This is a genomic window from Streptomyces sp. NBC_00663, assembly GCF_036226885.1.
Classification (GTDB): Bacteria; Actinomycetota; Actinomycetes; order Streptomycetales; family Streptomycetaceae; genus Streptomyces.
On record NZ_CP109027.1, the window covers coordinates 5,528,038 to 5,542,908 of the forward strand.

The 14,871-nt window shown below is 68.9% G+C and carries 10 protein-coding genes and 1 tRNA gene; 3 read left to right on the forward strand and 8 right to left on the reverse strand.

Features of this window, described 5'->3' with window-relative positions; translation table 11 throughout:
• Positions 1-122: 122 nt before the first annotated feature.
• A complete protein-coding gene (chvE, locus tag OG866_RS25220) occupies positions 123-1,211 on the forward strand; it encodes a multiple monosaccharide ABC transporter substrate-binding protein (RefSeq protein ID WP_329338043.1) in 1,089 nt (362 codons plus the stop codon).
• Between the two features lie 99 nt (positions 1,212-1,310).
• Here chvE and OG866_RS25225 read toward each other — a convergent pair whose 3' ends face one another.
• The 7 genes from OG866_RS25225 to OG866_RS25255 form a co-directional block, all read right to left on the reverse strand.
• Entirely contained in the window at positions 1,311-4,391 is a 3,081-nt protein-coding gene (locus OG866_RS25225; RefSeq protein WP_329338044.1) for a type I restriction endonuclease subunit R, read from the reverse strand.
• Positions 4,388-5,623 carry a restriction endonuclease subunit S gene (locus OG866_RS25230; RefSeq protein ID WP_329338046.1) on the reverse strand — a complete coding sequence of 412 codons (1,236 nt, stop codon included), beginning with the start codon at positions 5,621-5,623 and terminating at the stop codon, positions 4,388-4,390. The genes OG866_RS25225 and OG866_RS25230 overlap by 4 nt, the downstream gene beginning before the upstream one ends.
• Complete coding sequence (locus tag OG866_RS25235) at positions 5,620-8,064, reverse strand: class I SAM-dependent DNA methyltransferase (RefSeq protein ID WP_329338048.1); 2,445 nt, start codon at positions 8,062-8,064, stop codon at positions 5,620-5,622. The genes OG866_RS25230 and OG866_RS25235 overlap by 4 nt, the downstream gene beginning before the upstream one ends.
• A 63-nt stretch (positions 8,065-8,127) precedes the next feature.
• Positions 8,128-8,382 (reverse strand): hypothetical protein, encoded by a 255-nt coding sequence (locus OG866_RS25240; RefSeq protein ID WP_329338050.1) that lies wholly within the window; start codon positions 8,380-8,382, stop codon positions 8,128-8,130.
• Position 8,383: 1 nt separating this feature from the next.
• Positions 8,384-8,456 (reverse strand) — tRNA-Arg (locus tag OG866_RS25245).
• Positions 8,457-8,562: 106 nt separating this feature from the next.
• A complete protein-coding gene (locus OG866_RS25250; protein ID WP_329338051.1) occupies positions 8,563-10,254 on the reverse strand; it encodes an IclR family transcriptional regulator domain-containing protein in 1,692 nt (563 codons plus the stop codon).
• Positions 10,255-10,360: 106 nt separating this feature from the next.
• Positions 10,361-11,662 carry a M6 family metalloprotease domain-containing protein gene (locus OG866_RS25255; RefSeq protein ID WP_329338053.1) on the reverse strand — a complete coding sequence of 434 codons (1,302 nt, stop codon included), beginning with the start codon at positions 11,660-11,662 and terminating at the stop codon, positions 10,361-10,363.
• Between the two features lie 256 nt (positions 11,663-11,918).
• Between OG866_RS25255 and OG866_RS25260 the strand changes: the two genes are divergently transcribed.
• Positions 11,919-12,560 carry a TetR/AcrR family transcriptional regulator gene (locus OG866_RS25260; protein ID WP_329338055.1) on the forward strand — a complete coding sequence of 214 codons (642 nt, stop codon included), beginning with the start codon at positions 11,919-11,921 and terminating at the stop codon, positions 12,558-12,560.
• Positions 12,561-12,718: 158 nt separating this feature from the next.
• The gene (locus OG866_RS25265; protein WP_329338057.1) at positions 12,719-14,260 is read left to right on the forward strand and encodes an MFS transporter; all 1,542 of its coding nucleotides are present in this window, start codon (positions 12,719-12,721) and stop codon (positions 14,258-14,260) included.
• A 104-nt stretch (positions 14,261-14,364) separates the two neighbouring features.
• Here OG866_RS25265 and OG866_RS25270 read toward each other — a convergent pair whose 3' ends face one another.
• A complete protein-coding gene (locus OG866_RS25270) occupies positions 14,365-14,856 on the reverse strand; it encodes a MarR family winged helix-turn-helix transcriptional regulator (RefSeq protein ID WP_329338058.1) in 492 nt (163 codons plus the stop codon).
• Positions 14,857-14,871 lie beyond the last annotated feature (15 nt).

Genomic DNA, 14,871 nt, shown 5'->3' on the forward strand with positions numbered 1-14,871 from the left:
TCGTTCGTACGTCACCGTTCCACCGCTCGGTCGCTCCACCGCACCCCCTCGCCCTCACCCCTCGACATCCGACTCGCACGCCGTCATCCCCTCAACGACGAGAAGGACAAGGAACCATCACCGTGCTCGATCGAAGAACCGTCCTAGCCGGAGCCGCCTCCCTGGCCCTGACCCTGTCCGCCTGTGGCCTCGAGAGCGACACCTCCGACACCGGCTCCGGCAGCTCAGAGGGCGGCACCGTAGGCATCGCCATGCCGACCCGGTCCTCCGATCGCTGGCTCACCGACGGCAAGAGCGTGGTCGCCAACCTGAAGGCCAAGGGGTACAAGACCAAGCTGGTCTACGGCGACGACGACCCGAAGGCCCAGGTCGCGCAGATCGAGAAGCTGGTCGGGGAGGGCGTCGACGCCCTGATCATCGCGGCGATCGACAACAAGTCGCTGAACGCCGTGCTGAAGAAGGCCGCCGACGCCGACATCCTGGTGATCGCCTACGACCGGCTCATCATGGGCACCAAGAACGTCGACTACTACGTCTCGTTCGACAACGAGATGGTCGGCCGGATGCAGGCCCACCACATCATCGAGAAGCTCGGCTTGGACAAGGGCAAGGGCCCGTTCAACATCGAACTGTTCGCCGGTTCTCCCGACGACAACAACACCAAGTACTTCTTCGACGGTTCGATGGCCCTCCTCCAGCCGTACCTGGACAGCAAGCAGTTGGTGGTCCCGTCCGGCCAGACCGAACTCGACAAGATCACCACCCTGCGCTGGGACGGCCCCACCGCGGAGAAGCGCATGAACCGCGTCCTGTCCAAGTACGCCGGCCAGAAGCTCGACGCGGTCCTCTCGCCGTACGACGGCATATCGAGGGGCGTCCTGTCCTCCCTGCACTCGCACGGCTACGGCACCACCATCAAGCCCCTCCCGATCGTCACCGGCCAGGACGCCGAACTGGAGTCCGTGAAGTCGATCATCGCGGGCCAGCAGTCGGAGACCGTCTACAAGGACGTCCGCAAGCTCGGCGACGCCGCCGCGACCGTCGTCGACGACGTGCTCAACGGCCGCACCCCATGGGTCGACAACGCCATCGGCTACAAGAACGGCGTCAAGCCCGTCCCCGCCGTCCTGCTGCAACCGACGAGCGTCGACAAGTCCAACTACGAGATCCTGATCAAGGACGACTACTTCACCGAGGACGAGCTCAAGTAGCGGCCCGGTCGCCGCACACGGCCACATCGCCACACGGCCGCACCGCCGCACGGCCTCATGCGAAGAGCGTCTACGGATCTCCGTAGGCGCTCTTCGAGTTCAGCGGTACTCCGCACGCGCCTTCAGCAGTTCCAGCAGTGCGTCGAGCCGGTCGAAGCCGGCGGGCAGCGCCTGCGCGAGCGCTCGCCTGACCTTCTTCTCCTTCATCGCGTTGCCCACCCACGAGTCGGGCTTGGTGTCCAGGACGGTGGCGTCCACCACCGCGGCCTGCTCCGGTGCCTGGTCGAAGAAGTCGATCAGGGCGCGGCGGGCACCGTTGTCGGCCCACTGCGGGTACGCGGTGTCCGAGTCGCCCCTGCCGAGGCGGGACGCGGTCTCCAGCAGTCCCGACAGGTACGCCTTGTAGTCCAGAGCGCCCTGCCGTCGCTCCTGGAGCAGGGCGTCGAGCAGTTCCGACATCCGGTCGTAGTACTTCGGGTTCATCGGGCGCTCATCGACGATCACCTTGCGCAGGGTGTTGGTGAGCGTCCCCGCCATCGCCTCGGGGTCCTGCTTGATGCCCGTGGGAAGCCGGTCGAGTGCTCCGGCCCCCTTCTCGGCGATCAACCGGATCAGTCCGGCTTCCTGGAAGTCGGCGACCACCTCGGAGGGACGGGCGCTGATGTACGTGTCGAGCAGGTGCCGCATGCCGGCCTCGTACTGGGTGAAGTCGACCTTCTCGCCGGCGCCGAGTCTGACCTCTTCGCGTACGTCGGCGTAGTGGGCGATCTCCTTCCTGATCGCGGCGGCTTCGGCGTCGCTGTACCCGGTGGCCCGCATCTCGTTGGCGAGGTCGCCGTATGCGCGGGTCACCGCCGCGACGGCCTTGTAGAGCGCGACCCGCTTGGCTTCGTTGGCTCTGAGCTGCCCGGCGTCGCCCTGTTCGGCGGCGCAGAAGTACCGCTGGTACTGGAGGGTGCCCTTGGGCGCCGCCACCGGCCCACAGAGTGCCCGGATCTTCTCCAGGGCCGCGTCGAGATCGTCACGGGCCCTGTCGAGCCGGTCCGACAGCAGCCCCTCGACGTCCTTCGTCTCATAGCCTTCGAGGGCGCCGCCGGCGTAGTCCGTGATCGCGGACTCCAGGGAGTTGAACAGGTCGCGGTAGTCGACGACGTAGCCGTACTCCTTGTCCTCGCCGTCGAGGCGGTTGACCCGGCAGATCGCCTGGAAGAGGCCGTGGTCCCGCAGCTGCCTGTCGAGGTACAGGTATGTCGCGCTCGGAGCGTCGAAGCCGGTCAGGAGCTTGTCGACGACGATGAGCAGCCGCATGCGGGCCGGGGCGTTGACGAAGCGTTCCTTGACGTCCCTCTCGAACTGCTCGACCTTGCCCATCGCCTTGTCGGCGGGCTCGTCGAAGTGGTCCGCGAGCATCCGCCGGTAGATCTCGTACTGGCGCAGCCGCTCGGTGGCTCCGTGGCCGGAGTCCTCCTTGGAGATGTCGCCCGCGTGGGGCGTGTACGACGTGACGACGGCGCACTTGAGCCCGGCCTGGGTGAACAGCTCGTAGAACCTGCACGCCTGGTAGATGCTCGCACTGACGAGGATGGCGTTGCCGCGTCCGTCCGACAGACGCGGTTTGGTCTCCATGTCGAGCAGGATGTCGTCGACGATCTGCCGGGCGCGCGGCTCCGAGCCGGCGACTTTCCGGACGGTGCTCCAGCGTTTCTTGAGCGCGGCACGGGAGAGGTCGGTCATGCCGCGGGTCCTGGCCTCGAACCACTGGTCGACCTTGGCCTGCGAGGTCAGGTTCTGGTCGATGGTGCGAGCCTCGTACCTCAGGTCGAGGACGACACCGTCCGCGACACCTTCGTTGAACCTGTAGGTGTGGATGAAGCTGCCGAACCGCTGGACGGTGGTGTCCTTGTCCTCCTGGAGGAGCGGCGTACCGGTGAAGCCGATGAACGTGGCATCGGGCAGGAGCGCCTTCATGGCGTCGTGCAGCTTGCCGGACTGGGTGCGGTGGGCTTCGTCGACGAAGACGAAGATGTTGCCCTTGGCGTGGAAGTCCTTGGGTACGGTTTCCCTCAGCTCACGCACGAACTCGCTCTCGGCCTCGTCGCGGGCGCCCTCGTCCTCCGGGCCACGGAACTTGTGGACCAGCGAGCAGATCACCCACTCCTGGCTCGCGTTCAACGTGGCGAGGAGGTCGCCACCGCTCTTCGTGCGGTAGACGGACTCGTCGACTCCCTGGAAGACCTTCGCGATCTGATCGTCCAGTTCGGTCCGGTCGGTGATGAGGAGCACGCGGGCGTCCGGCTGGTTCTCGCGGATCCACTTGGCGAGCCACACCATCGTCAGGGACTTCCCGGAGCCCTGGGTGTGCCAGATGATCCCGCCCTCGCGCTCGGCGATCCGCTGCTGCGCCGCCCTGACGCCGAAGTACTGGTTGTGCCGGCAGGTCTTCTTCTGCCCCGTGTCGAAGACCATGAAGTCATGCACCAGCTCCAGCAGCCGCTCCTTCGAGCAGAGCTGGGTCAGGGACCGGTCGAGCGGGCCGGCGATGTCGGAGGGCTCACGCCATGCGAGCCAGTACTTCTCCGGTGTGCCGACCGCGCTGTAACGCAGCCCCTCCACGTCGTTGCCGGCCATGACGAGCTGCACGGTCGTGAAGAACGATCGGATGAACTCCGGACGCTGGTTCCCGATGCTCTGCCGGATGCCCTCGGAGACGGCGACCTTCGAGCGCTTGAGCTCGATCGTCCCGAAGGCGATGCCGTTGACGTACAGCACGATGTCCGGGCGCTTGGTGTGCCGCCCCCGCACCGTCACTTCCTCCGCCAGGGCGAAGTGGTTGGCTTCGGGGCGCGCCCAGTCGACGAGCCACACCGTCTCCGTCTGCTCGCCGGCACCTGGCTTGACCTTCACCCCGTACCGGAGCAGGCCGTAGACGTCCCGGTTCGCCTCGTACAGATCACGGCCGCCGCCGAGCGAGGCGTCGCTCCTCAGCTTGTCGATGGCTTTGCTGACGAGGTTGTCGGCGTAGCCCCGCGCACGGAGGTTCCGGGTGAGCAGTTCGACATCGACGTTGGCGTTCGCCGCACGGTGTCCCCAGTCGCCGAGGTACTCGTAGCCCAACGAGTCGCGGAACAGGGCGATGACACGGTCCTGAGTCCCGCGCTCGGGTTGCCCGACGTCGCTCATACCGCGGTCACCGCGTTCTCCTGGGCAGGCAGGCGGGTACGACCGGTCAGGAGCTGTCGCATCATGCCCTGCTTGACCTGCTGTGCCTTCGTGAGCCGTCGGCGCAGGACCGTCAGCTCGCCGTCAGCGTCATCCAGCGCCGCGGCGATCGCCCGCTGTTCGTCGTGGGGAAGAGCGGGAACGCCGGTGTTCCTGACCTGCGCCAGACTGATCTGCGGATACGCCTGACCGGTCACGATGGATTCGTAGTACTCCCGCATCGCATGCTGCGACAGGTAGTGGTACACGTAGCCGGGGTCGAATCTGCCGTCCTTGATCCGCACCCTGGCGATGTGCTGGTTGATGTTCGCCTCGCCCGTGTTCACCAAGCGGACGACGCGGCCGACGTAGCCGGTGATCGTCATCAGGATGTCTCCGTCGGCGATCCGGCTCCGACGCAGGGCGTGATGGGCGGCCGGTGAGATGAACATCGACTGCCGCATGTCCAGGCCGCGCTCGGAGACGCACTCGCTCCGCAGGAACGGGATACCGCTGGACTCCCAGGCGAACCCGTAGGTCGTGGGGGTCGCGCCCTTCGTGATGGACGCCGAGATCTCTCCCAGGCGAACGTCCGCCTGCGGATCGGTGCGGCCGGCGGGGCGGGTGCTGTTGGTCAGGAGGTGCTGCGTCATGCCCAGCTTGATCGCCTGCTTCTTGGCGAGCATCCGCTCGATGACGGACATCAGGGCGTCCACATCGCTGAGACTCTCCGCGATGAGGCGCTGTTCGGGCAGCGAGGGCAACGCGATCTCGAACGCCGCGAACTCCGTCTTGTTGACCAGGGGCACCGCCTGTTCGCCGGCGCGCTCGCGAACGAGTGGCGACAGGGCGCTGACGGCGTAGTACAGGAACTCCGGGTCGACCTGGCCGGCCGGGACGACCGCGTTGATCTGCTGATTCGTGGCCAGAGCGCGACCGGCGAGCCCGACCTTTCCGATCGTGGAGCCGATGCACACAAAGAGCGTCGAGCCCGCGGGAACCCGTCTCGACCGGGAGAATCCGCGGGCGGACAGCATCTTGCCCGACGCCGTCACATATTTCGTCCGGCCGAGATCCCCGGGACTGACGAACAGGAACTCATGGCCGTAGTTGGAGCGGTCGCCGGTCGACGGCGTACTGCCCGTCACCACCGTGCCGACCGAGCCGACGCGCGCCCGGCTCCAACTGGGCGGAAGTGCCGCCCCCGCGCTCACCGGCCGATCCCCATCGCGGCAAGATGGCCGGCCACCTTGGCTTCCCACTGTTCCAGCTCGGTGGTGATGTCCCCGACCGTCTCCGCGTAGCGCTCGCCCAGCTGCCGGATACGTCCGACGAGCGTGAACGTCAGGGAGTCCGCGACACCGGCCACCCGGTCCGCGATCGTGGCATGCCACTTGTCGTCGAGGACGAGCTGCCTGATCTCAGGCTCGTCGAGGTCGCCGTACTTCCTCAACGTCGCCAGATCGAGGGCGGCCTGGGCTTCCCTGACGGCCTTCTTGGCGCCGGCCTCCTCGTCGTACAGCCGCACCAGGTGCCGCAGTGCCCTGACCTCCTGCGCATCGACTTCCGCAGGTCCCTCTGGTCGAGCCGCTTTGAGGCGCGCCGCCGCGAGGGCCTTGGTGATCTTGCCGTCGTCCATCGCCCCGGCGAGCAGGCCGTCCTCCGTGGCGTGCTCCTCGATGTACTCCTCGACGGCGCGGCTCGTGTCCGCCGCTGCCGCGTGCAGCGCGTCGACCTTCGCCTGCCCGTCCGCGAAGTACCGGGCGACGACGAGCGCCGGCGGGACGAGGTCCGTCTTGTGCTTGGTGGCGCCGCGCCCGGAGCCGATGACGAGGTCCGGGGTCTCGGAGAGCTTGCGCTCCTTGTCCTCGATGGTCCGGCGGGGCTTCGCCGCCTGGCACCACCCTTCGTTCATGACGAGGAAGACGTCGTCGTGCATGACGTCGTGCCAGTACGTCATGAGCTGTTCGTAGACGTCGTACTCGTCGAGCAGCGGGGTGTTCCTGAACCGGGCCAGCAGATCGTCGCTGATACCGGCGATCAGGTCCTTGGGGACCGTGTCCGGGTCGAGCGCTCGCAGGGCCGGCCGGTGTGCGGCGAACCAGTCGTCGACCCGGCCGCGGGCCTCAGCGGCGAACTTCTGGAACTCCTCGGAATCCAGGACGGCCTGCTGTACCTCGGCCACCCCGACCGCCAGGTCGCTGTAGCCCGGGCGGTTCGGCCGGAAGAGCGTGGCACGAAGACTCGGGAACGCCTCCCAGTACCTGCTGAGCGCGTCCAGGTCGCGGTCCGGGATGCCGCCGTGCACATGCGCGTGCAGGTCCTGGATGTCCTCCGGCTCGGAGGAGTCGATGTACCGCGGGATGTTGAGGTTGTAGTCGTTGTTCGGGCCGGCGATCTCCTGGAGCGGCACCATGCGTGCGTAGCGCTCGATCTCGGTCTGCTTGGTGAAGACGTCGACGATCTTGTGGATGTCCTGGCTCCGGAGGCGGTGCTTGTTGCCGTCCTTCATGAAGCCCTGGGAGGCGTCGATCATGAAGACGCCGGTTCGCGTCTTGGCGTCCTCCTTGTCGAGAACGATGACGCAGGCCGGGATGCCGGTGCCGTAGAAGAGGTTCGCGGGCAGGCCGATGACGCCCTTGATGTAGCCGCGGTCCAGCAGTTCCCTACGGATGGCGGCCTCGGCGTGGCCCCGGAACAGCACACCGTGCGGCAGGATGACCGCGGCCCTGCCGTTGTCCTTGAGGGACGTGAGGATGTGCAGCAGGAAGGCGTAGTCGCCGTTCTTCTGCGGCGGCCGGCCGAACTCGAAGCGGCCGTAGTCGTTCTCCAGGCCGTTGCTCCACGACTCGGTCGAGAACGGCGGATTGGCGACGGCGAAGTCGAAGGTCCGCAGCTGTGCGCCCGGGGTGAACTGCGGGCTGGTGAGGGTGTCGCCCTTGCGGATGTCACGGTCCTCGTAGCCGTGGAGGATCATGTTCATCTGGGCCAGCGCCCAGGTGGCGTTGTCCTTCTCCTGGCCGTAGACGGTCAGGCCGCGCGGGGCCTCGTCGGCCACCGTGAGGAGCAACGAGCCGGAGCCGCACGTGGGGTCGTAGACCGTGTGGTCCTGGCGCGTGTCCGCTCCGATGCCGAGGACCTTGGCGAGTACCCGCGAGACCTCGGCCGGGGTGTAGAACTGCCCCTTCGACCTGCCCGACTCCGTGGCGAAGTGGCGCATCAGGTACTCGTAGGCGCCGCCCAGCAGGTCGTCGCCCTCGGCGCGGCTGCCGCGGAAGTCGAGATCGGCGAAGATCGTCACCAGCTTGGAGAGCCGGTCCTGCATGTCCTTGCCCTCGCCGAGCTTCTCCTCGTCGTTGAAGTCGGCCAGGTCGATGACCTTCTCAAGCCCGTTGGCCTCGGCGAGCCGGCGGATGATGTCGTTGGTCTTCTTGCCGATCTCCTTGTCGCCCTTGAGGGCGACCATGTCGTCGAAGGACCCGCCGGCGGGGACGTCGATCAAGGAGTGCGGGTCGGACTTGGCCTTGTCCGTCACGTACTTCACGAACAGCAGCGTCAGGACGTAGTCCTTGTACTGACCGGCGTCCATGCCGCCGCGCTGCTCGTCGCAACTCCGCCACAGCGAGCGGTACAGATCCGACTTCTTGAGAGCCACTACCGTCCTTCACGCGACACCGTGTGACGGTTGCGTCACTGGGCGATACTCCAAACGAGTGTCTCAACGATAGCGCCGGGCACTGACAGGAGCCCTGACCATGGGCCAGGGCTCCACCAGTTGATCAGGCCGAACGTCGACGGGGTACGCCGCTTCGGGGCTCAGCGCATCCCCGTCATCGAAGATCGGCACCTTGTCGAGGAAGATCCATTGCCGGCCATGGGCGTCGGTCGGGCGCACCTCGACAAACCCGGGACAGCTACCGTCGTCAAAGGGCCAGTTCGAGGGGATCAAGCCCCTGAACTGGCCCTTGGTCACGTGCCCCCGGCAGGATTCGAACCTGCGACACCCGCTTTAGGAGAGCGGTGCTCTATCCCCTGAGCTACGAAGGCAGGGCGGCGTGGATCTCGGTGAGATCCGGCGACCAGCCTAGCGGATAAGGCGTGGGCGGTGGGAAGGTTCGCTTCCGCGCAGGTCAGGTGGGGAGGGGCGGAGGCGTCAGGCCGTCGGTACCCGGGTGAAGCGGCCCGCCGTGTGGAAGTCCTGTTCGATCGCCGTAGCGGTCGCCCGGAGTTCCGGGAGCAGGTCGCTCACGCATTGCGCGGGGGTGCGGCGGGTGGTGTGCATGGCGGTGTTCAGGGCCGCCACCACCCGGCCCCGGTGATCGCGCACCGGGACCGCGATCGAGCGCAGGCCCGCCTCCAACTCCTCGTCCACCAGGGCGTACCCCTGCGCGCGGACCTCGGTGAGGAGCCGGTCGAGGGCCGCGCGGTCCGTGAGGGTGCGCGGGGTCAGCGGGCGCAGCTCTCCGGGGTTGCGGCGGGCCGGCGGGAGGTCGGCCAGCAGGACGCGGCCCATGGAGGTGGCGTAGGCCGGGAGCCGGGTGCCGACGGCGAGGTTGACGCTCATCACCCGGTTCGTGGCGACGCGGGCGGTGTACTGGATCTCGTCGCCGTGCGCGGTGAGCACCGCCAGCGACGCCGACTCGTGGATACGGGCGGAGAGGTCCGCCAGATGCGGGGTCGCGATCTCGGACAGCGTGGTGCGGGCCAGGGGCGGGAAGCCCAGGGACAGCACCCGGGGCGTGAGGGCGAAGGTGCGGTGCCCGGTCGCGGTGACGAGGCCCAGGTGCTCGTAGGTGATCAGGGCGCGGCGGGCCGTGGCGCGCGCGAGGCCCGTCGCCTTCGCCACCTCCGTCAGGGTCAGGGCGGCCCGGCCCTCGCCGAACGCGGTCAGCACGGTCAGCCCGCGGGCCAGGGACTCCACGAACCCCCTGCCGAGCTCCTGCTTGGACGCCCCGGTCCAGATCGCGAGACCGGACGGCCCGGACCCCGCCTCCGCTACGGGCGTCTGCCGCAGCTCCCGTTCCATGTCCGCCACCGCCGCCCGCAGCCGCGGCAGCAGGGTGTCCCGCAGTCCGGCCGCCGTGTGCCGGCTGGTGTGGCTGACGACGCTCGCCGCACACGCGATCCGCCCGGTGTGCGGCTCCCGTACCGGTACCGCGACCGCCACCAGGCCCGGTTCGATCAGCTGGTCGTCCAACGCCCAGCCGTCGACGGCCGCTTGTGCCGCCCGGCGCTCGAACTCCTCGTCCGGACCCGGGTGTTCGCGGGGCGGTACGGCCGGAAAACCCCGGTCCTCGGGGTCCGCCGCCCGGCGTTCCCGCCAGGCCCGCCGGTCCGCGTCCGTCCACTCCGTCGCGAACAGGGCGCCCGGCGCGGTGCGTTCGGCCGGCAGGAGGTCGCCGATACGGAAGCTCAGGGACATCGCGCGGCGGCGGGTGGCCTGGTGGATGAAGCGGATGCCGTCGCGGTCGGCGACCGCCAGGGACACCGACTCGTCGAGTTCGTCGGCCAGTTCGTCGGCGCGCGCGTCCAGCAGGGCGGGCAGCCGCAGGGCGGCCAGATAGGCGTTGCCGAGGTCCATCAGCCGGGGGGTGAGGACCACGTCCCGGCCGTCGAGGCGGACGTATCCCATGCGGGCGAGGGTGGCGGTGATGCGGTCGACCGTGGACCGCGCGAGGCCGGTCGCCCGCTCCAGCGCGCTCGGGCTCAGCGCGCCGCCCGCCTCGGTCAGCTCCCGCAGTACCGCGATCCCGCGGATCAACGGCGTGACCGCCTCCGCCGGCACGGCGGCAGCGGCCGTCGGCGCCACGGCGTCGTCCATGGTCGTGATCGTCTTCGCGGGCATTCGCTCTCCGGTACGGCAGTCGCGGGAGCCCTACGGTAAGCCTGCACGGGCTGTCCGGGTGGGCGTACCGGTGCCGGTGCGGCGTAGCCGCTCGGCGCGGCTCGGCTCAGTCCCGCGTCACGCGTACCCGGTAGTCGCCCGACGGGTCGACCCCCGCCACCTCGATCCGGATCCCGTGTCTGCGGTCCTTGAAGACCTGGCCCGGGGCGAAGGGGGCGTCGGAGAGTTCCGCGTGGACGTTGGGGCTGCGGGTGCAGCCGCCGCTGTCCCGGCGGGAGTCGTACACCGTGACCGGGCCCATCCCGGTGTCGACGTCGGCGTCCACCTTGTAGATCAGCGCCCCGGGCCGGCACACCGCCTCGTCGTTGCCCTCGCGGGTGCGCAGCTCCACCGCGTATCCGGTACGGCCGCTGACCGGCACGAAGAGCAGCTTGGCGCCGCCGGTCCTGGCCATCGGGGTGAGGGCGTACTCGGTGGTGCCGCGGGCGGTCGCGCAGGTCACCTGGGAGGCGTCCAGCCAGCCCAGTTTCCACTTGTGCCAGCCGAGGAGGTCGTTGTTGGCGCCCCAGTCCTCGCTCATGATGTCCCAGTGGCCGACCGAGCCGCCGCCGCCCGCCGTGTAGAGGTCGGGCAGCCCGAAGACATGCCCGTTCTCGTGCGGCAGGACCCGGTAGCCGGTCTGCGCGTAGGAGCCGGAGCCGTCGTCCTGGCGGGAGTAGACGAAGGACGCGTTGGCGACCGGGACGCCGTCGGCGACCGGGGCGTCCGGGTTCCCGGCGAAGGTCACCGACAGGACCGTGTCCAGCGCGGAGGGCCCGGCGTTCGGGGTGACCAGCACATTCAGGAAGTCGTACGACCGGAAGTCCACCTTCGGGTCGGCGGCGGCCACGATGTCCTGGACCAGGTCCCGGTAGCCGGGGTCGAAGGGCGCGCCGCGCTCTATGCCGTACGCCGCGAAGGACTTCGGCATGCGCAGCCAGGTCGGGATCGGCGTCTCGGGGCGGTAATCGAGGCGGCCGTAGGAACTGGTGCGGAACCAGTCCTGGGTCTGCGGGAAGAACTCGCGGAATCGGTCGAGGGCGGGGCCGCGGCCCCGCGCGTCGGAGAAGTCGATCATCAGGGTGAGGGCGCGGACGGTGCCGGTGGAGCGGGAGTAGCCGCCGGTGGTGGGGACGCCCTCGGACATCTGGATCGCGGAGCCGCCGCGGATCAGACAGGGGCCGTGGGCGGAGGTGCGGGCCAGCGCGACCGGTCCGGCGCCCGCGGGTGCGGGGGCCGCCGTGAGGTGACGTGTACCGGCCGAGGTGCTGACCGCGAGGGTCAGCGCGGTCACGGACACGAGGGCGGCGACGCGGCGCGGGCGTATCCGACGGCTGGTCTGCTGCGCTGCCCGGCTGGTCTGCTGCATGCACGGCCCTCTCCGTCCACGGCAGCCGCAGGTCCACGGGCTGCACCCTTTCGATCACCCTGTGTCGTGGGGTGGGCGGGCGCGCGCTGGAGAGGCCGAACGTGGGTTTCTCGGCCGAGGCGATGTGAGTCAGGTCACAGCACAACTTCCCCTCAACCTGAAATAACCGGGGAGCGTCTCCCCGTTTAGACCTGTGTTCGCGCGAAACGGGGAAAGCCTCCCCGGATCGCCAGACCAGCCGACCGAGGAGTACGCCGTGACCGTGACCGCTGTGCAGAAGAAGGTGACCCGGCCCCGCGCCGACGCCCTGCGCAACCGGGAGCGCATCGTCACCGCCGCCCTGGAGATGTTCGTCGAGTTCGGCCCCGATGTGCCGCTCGACGAGATCGCCCGCCGCGCCGGTGTCGGCAACGCCACGGTGTACCGCAACTTCCCCGACCGTGACGCGCTCGTCCGCGAGGTCGTCTGCTCCGTCATGGACCGGACGTCCGAGGCGGCCGAGATCGCGCTCGCGGAGAGCGGGGACGCCTTCGGGGCCCTGGAGCGCTTCGTGCACACCTCCGCCGACGAGCGGATCAGCGCGCTGTGCCCCATGGTGCAGAGCACCTTCGACCAGCACCACCCCGACCTGGAAGCATCCCGCGAACGCATCGAGGAGCTCGTCGGCCGGCTGATGGACCGCGCCAAGGCGGCCGGTCAGCTCCGCGACGACGTGGGCGTCGGTGACGTGATGGTGGCCGTGGCCCAGCTCAGCCGGCCGCCGGCTGGCACGGGATGCCTCAGCGCCGACCGTTTCGTCCACCGCCATCTACAGCTGTTCCTGGACGGACTGCGGGCCCCGGCCCGCTCCACCCTGCCGGGCACGGCCGTGACCATGGAGGACCTCCGCCAGTCCTGACCGAATAGTCGACCGACGAGTCGACCACCGGGTCGACCGATTAGTCCAGAGCTCCACCGCAGTCCATAACGCAACGACTCTCACCGGCCGTCACCGATGACGGACCGTCCCCGTTACTCGTCCTTTTTCCGTCACGAAGTCCTGAAGTGGGTAGACCCATGTCTCAAACAGCCGCAAAGGCTCCCGGCGCACCGGCCCCGTCCGGTGACGCCAACCGCTGGCGGGCGCTCGTCTTCATCGCGCTCGCCCAGCTGATGGTCGTCCTCGACGCCACCATCGTGAACATCGCCCTGCCGTCCGCCCAGGTGGACCTCGGCATATCCGACGGCAACCGGCAGTGGGTCGTCACGGCCTACGCCCTCGCCTTCGGTGGCCTCCTCCTCTTCGGCGGCCGGATCGCCGACCTGTGGGGCCGTAAGAACGCCTTCGTCGTCGGCCTGATCGGCTTCGCACTCGCCTCCGCACTCGGCGGCGCGGCCACCAACCAGGCCATGATGTTCGGCGCCCGCGCCCTCCAGGGCGTCTTCGGCGCGCTGCTCGCGCCCGCCGCGCTCTCCCTGCTCGCCGTGATGTTCACGGACGCCAAGGAGCGGGCCAAGGCGTTCGGCATCTACGGTGCCATCGCCGGTGGTGGCGGTGCCGTGGGCTTCATCCTCGGTGGCGTGCTGACCGAGTACATGGACTGGCGCTGGACGTTCTTCGTCAACATCCCGTTCGCCATCGTCGCCGCGCTCGGCGCCTACTTCGTCATCCGTGAGCCCGAGGGCGGCCGCAACCGCAACCCGCTCGACATCCCCGGCGTCCTGCTCTCCACCCTGGGTCTGGTCGCGCTGGTCTACGGCTTCACCCGCGCCGAGTCCAACGGCTGGGGCGACTCCGTGACCGTCGGCATGTTCGTCGCCTCCGCGGTCCTGCTGCTCGCGTTCGTCGTCACCGAGGCCAAGGTCAAGGCCCCGCTGCTGCCGCTGCGCGTGGTCACCGACCGCAACCGCGGCGGTATCTACCTCTCGCTCGGTATCGCGATCATCGCGATGTTCGGCACCTTCCTGTTCCTGACCTACTACCTCCAGGTCGTGAAGGGCTTCTCGCCGATCAAGACCGGCTTCGCGTTCATGCCGATGATCGTCGGCATGATGGTCGGCTCGACCCAGATCGGCACCCGTCTGATGACCCGGCTGCCGGCCCGCATGCTGATGGGCCCCGGCTTCCTGGTCGCCGCGGTCGGCATGCTGCTGATGACGCAGCTGGAGATCGGCTCGTCGTACGCCTCGACGATCCTGCCCGCGATGCTGCTGCTCGGTCTCGGCATGGGTACGGCGTTCATGCCCGCCATGTCCCTGGCCACGTACGGCATCGAGCCGCGTGACGCCGGTGTCGCCTCCGCGATGGTCAACACCTCGCAGCAGGTGGGCGGCGCCATCGGTACGGCCCTGCTGAACACGATCGCCGCCTCCGCCACCACGTCCTACGTCGCCGACCACATCGGCTCCGCGACCTCCAAGTCGCAGCAGCAGCTGGTGGCGCTGGAGGGCCAGGTGCACGGCTACACCAACGCGATCTGGTTCGCCGTCGGCATGCTGGTCCTGGCCGCGGCCATCGTGGTGACCCTGGTCAACGCCGGCCGTCCCGACACGTCGGCCGTGGCCGGTGCCGGGGAGGGCGCGGAGGACGAGCTGCCGGTCCCGGTCGTCGCCCACTGACGACGACCGGACGGTCGTACCCCTTCGGGCCTCGTACGTACGGGGACGGGGACGCTCCGTACGTACGAATGTGAGGGCCCGGCTCTCACGGGATCTGCCCTGGCTCAGCGGAGCCAGGGCAGATCCGCACCCGCTTCGTTGGGCTGAAGTCCCTCGGCGACGATCTCCATGATCTCGCCGAGGGACTTCTGCTGTTCCGGGGTGAGCCGGTCGAACATCGCCTGGCGTACGGCGGTGACATGGCCGGGCGCCGTGCGGCTCAGTACGGCGTGCCCCTCGTCGGTGAGGATCGCGAACTGGCCGCGCTTGTCGGAGGGGCAGTCCTCGCGGCGGACCCAGCCGTTCTTCTCCAGGCGGGAGACGGCGTGCGAGAGCCGGGACCGGGTGATCTTCGCCTTCATCGCCAGCTCGGTCATCCGCAGCCGGCGCCGCGGCGCCTCGGCGAGGGCGACGAGCAGCCCGTAGTAGATGTGCGGCATGCCCGCGTCCCGCTGCAACTGGCGGTCGAGGTGGTCCTCCAGAAGAGTGGTGGCGTGCATGTAGGAGCGCCAGACGCGCTGTTCCTCGGCGGTGAGCCAGACGGGTTCTTCGGCCATGTCGTCCACTGTACG

Coding starts and splice junctions, on each gene's coding strand:
- OG866_RS25270 (WP_329338058.1), bottom strand. CDS start 14,856: ATGGCCGAAGAACCCGTCTGGCTCACCGCCGAGGAACAGCGCGTCTGG.
- OG866_RS25225 (WP_329338044.1), bottom strand. CDS start 4,391: ATGAGCGACGTCGGGCAACCCGAGCGCGGGACTCAGGACCGTGTCATC.
- OG866_RS25265 (WP_329338057.1), top strand. CDS start 12,719: ATGTCTCAAACAGCCGCAAAGGCTCCCGGCGCACCGGCCCCGTCCGGT.
- OG866_RS25255 (WP_329338053.1), bottom strand. CDS start 11,662: ATGCAGCAGACCAGCCGGGCAGCGCAGCAGACCAGCCGTCGGATACGC.
- OG866_RS25250 (WP_329338051.1), bottom strand. CDS start 10,254: ATGCCCGCGAAGACGATCACGACCATGGACGACGCCGTGGCGCCGACG.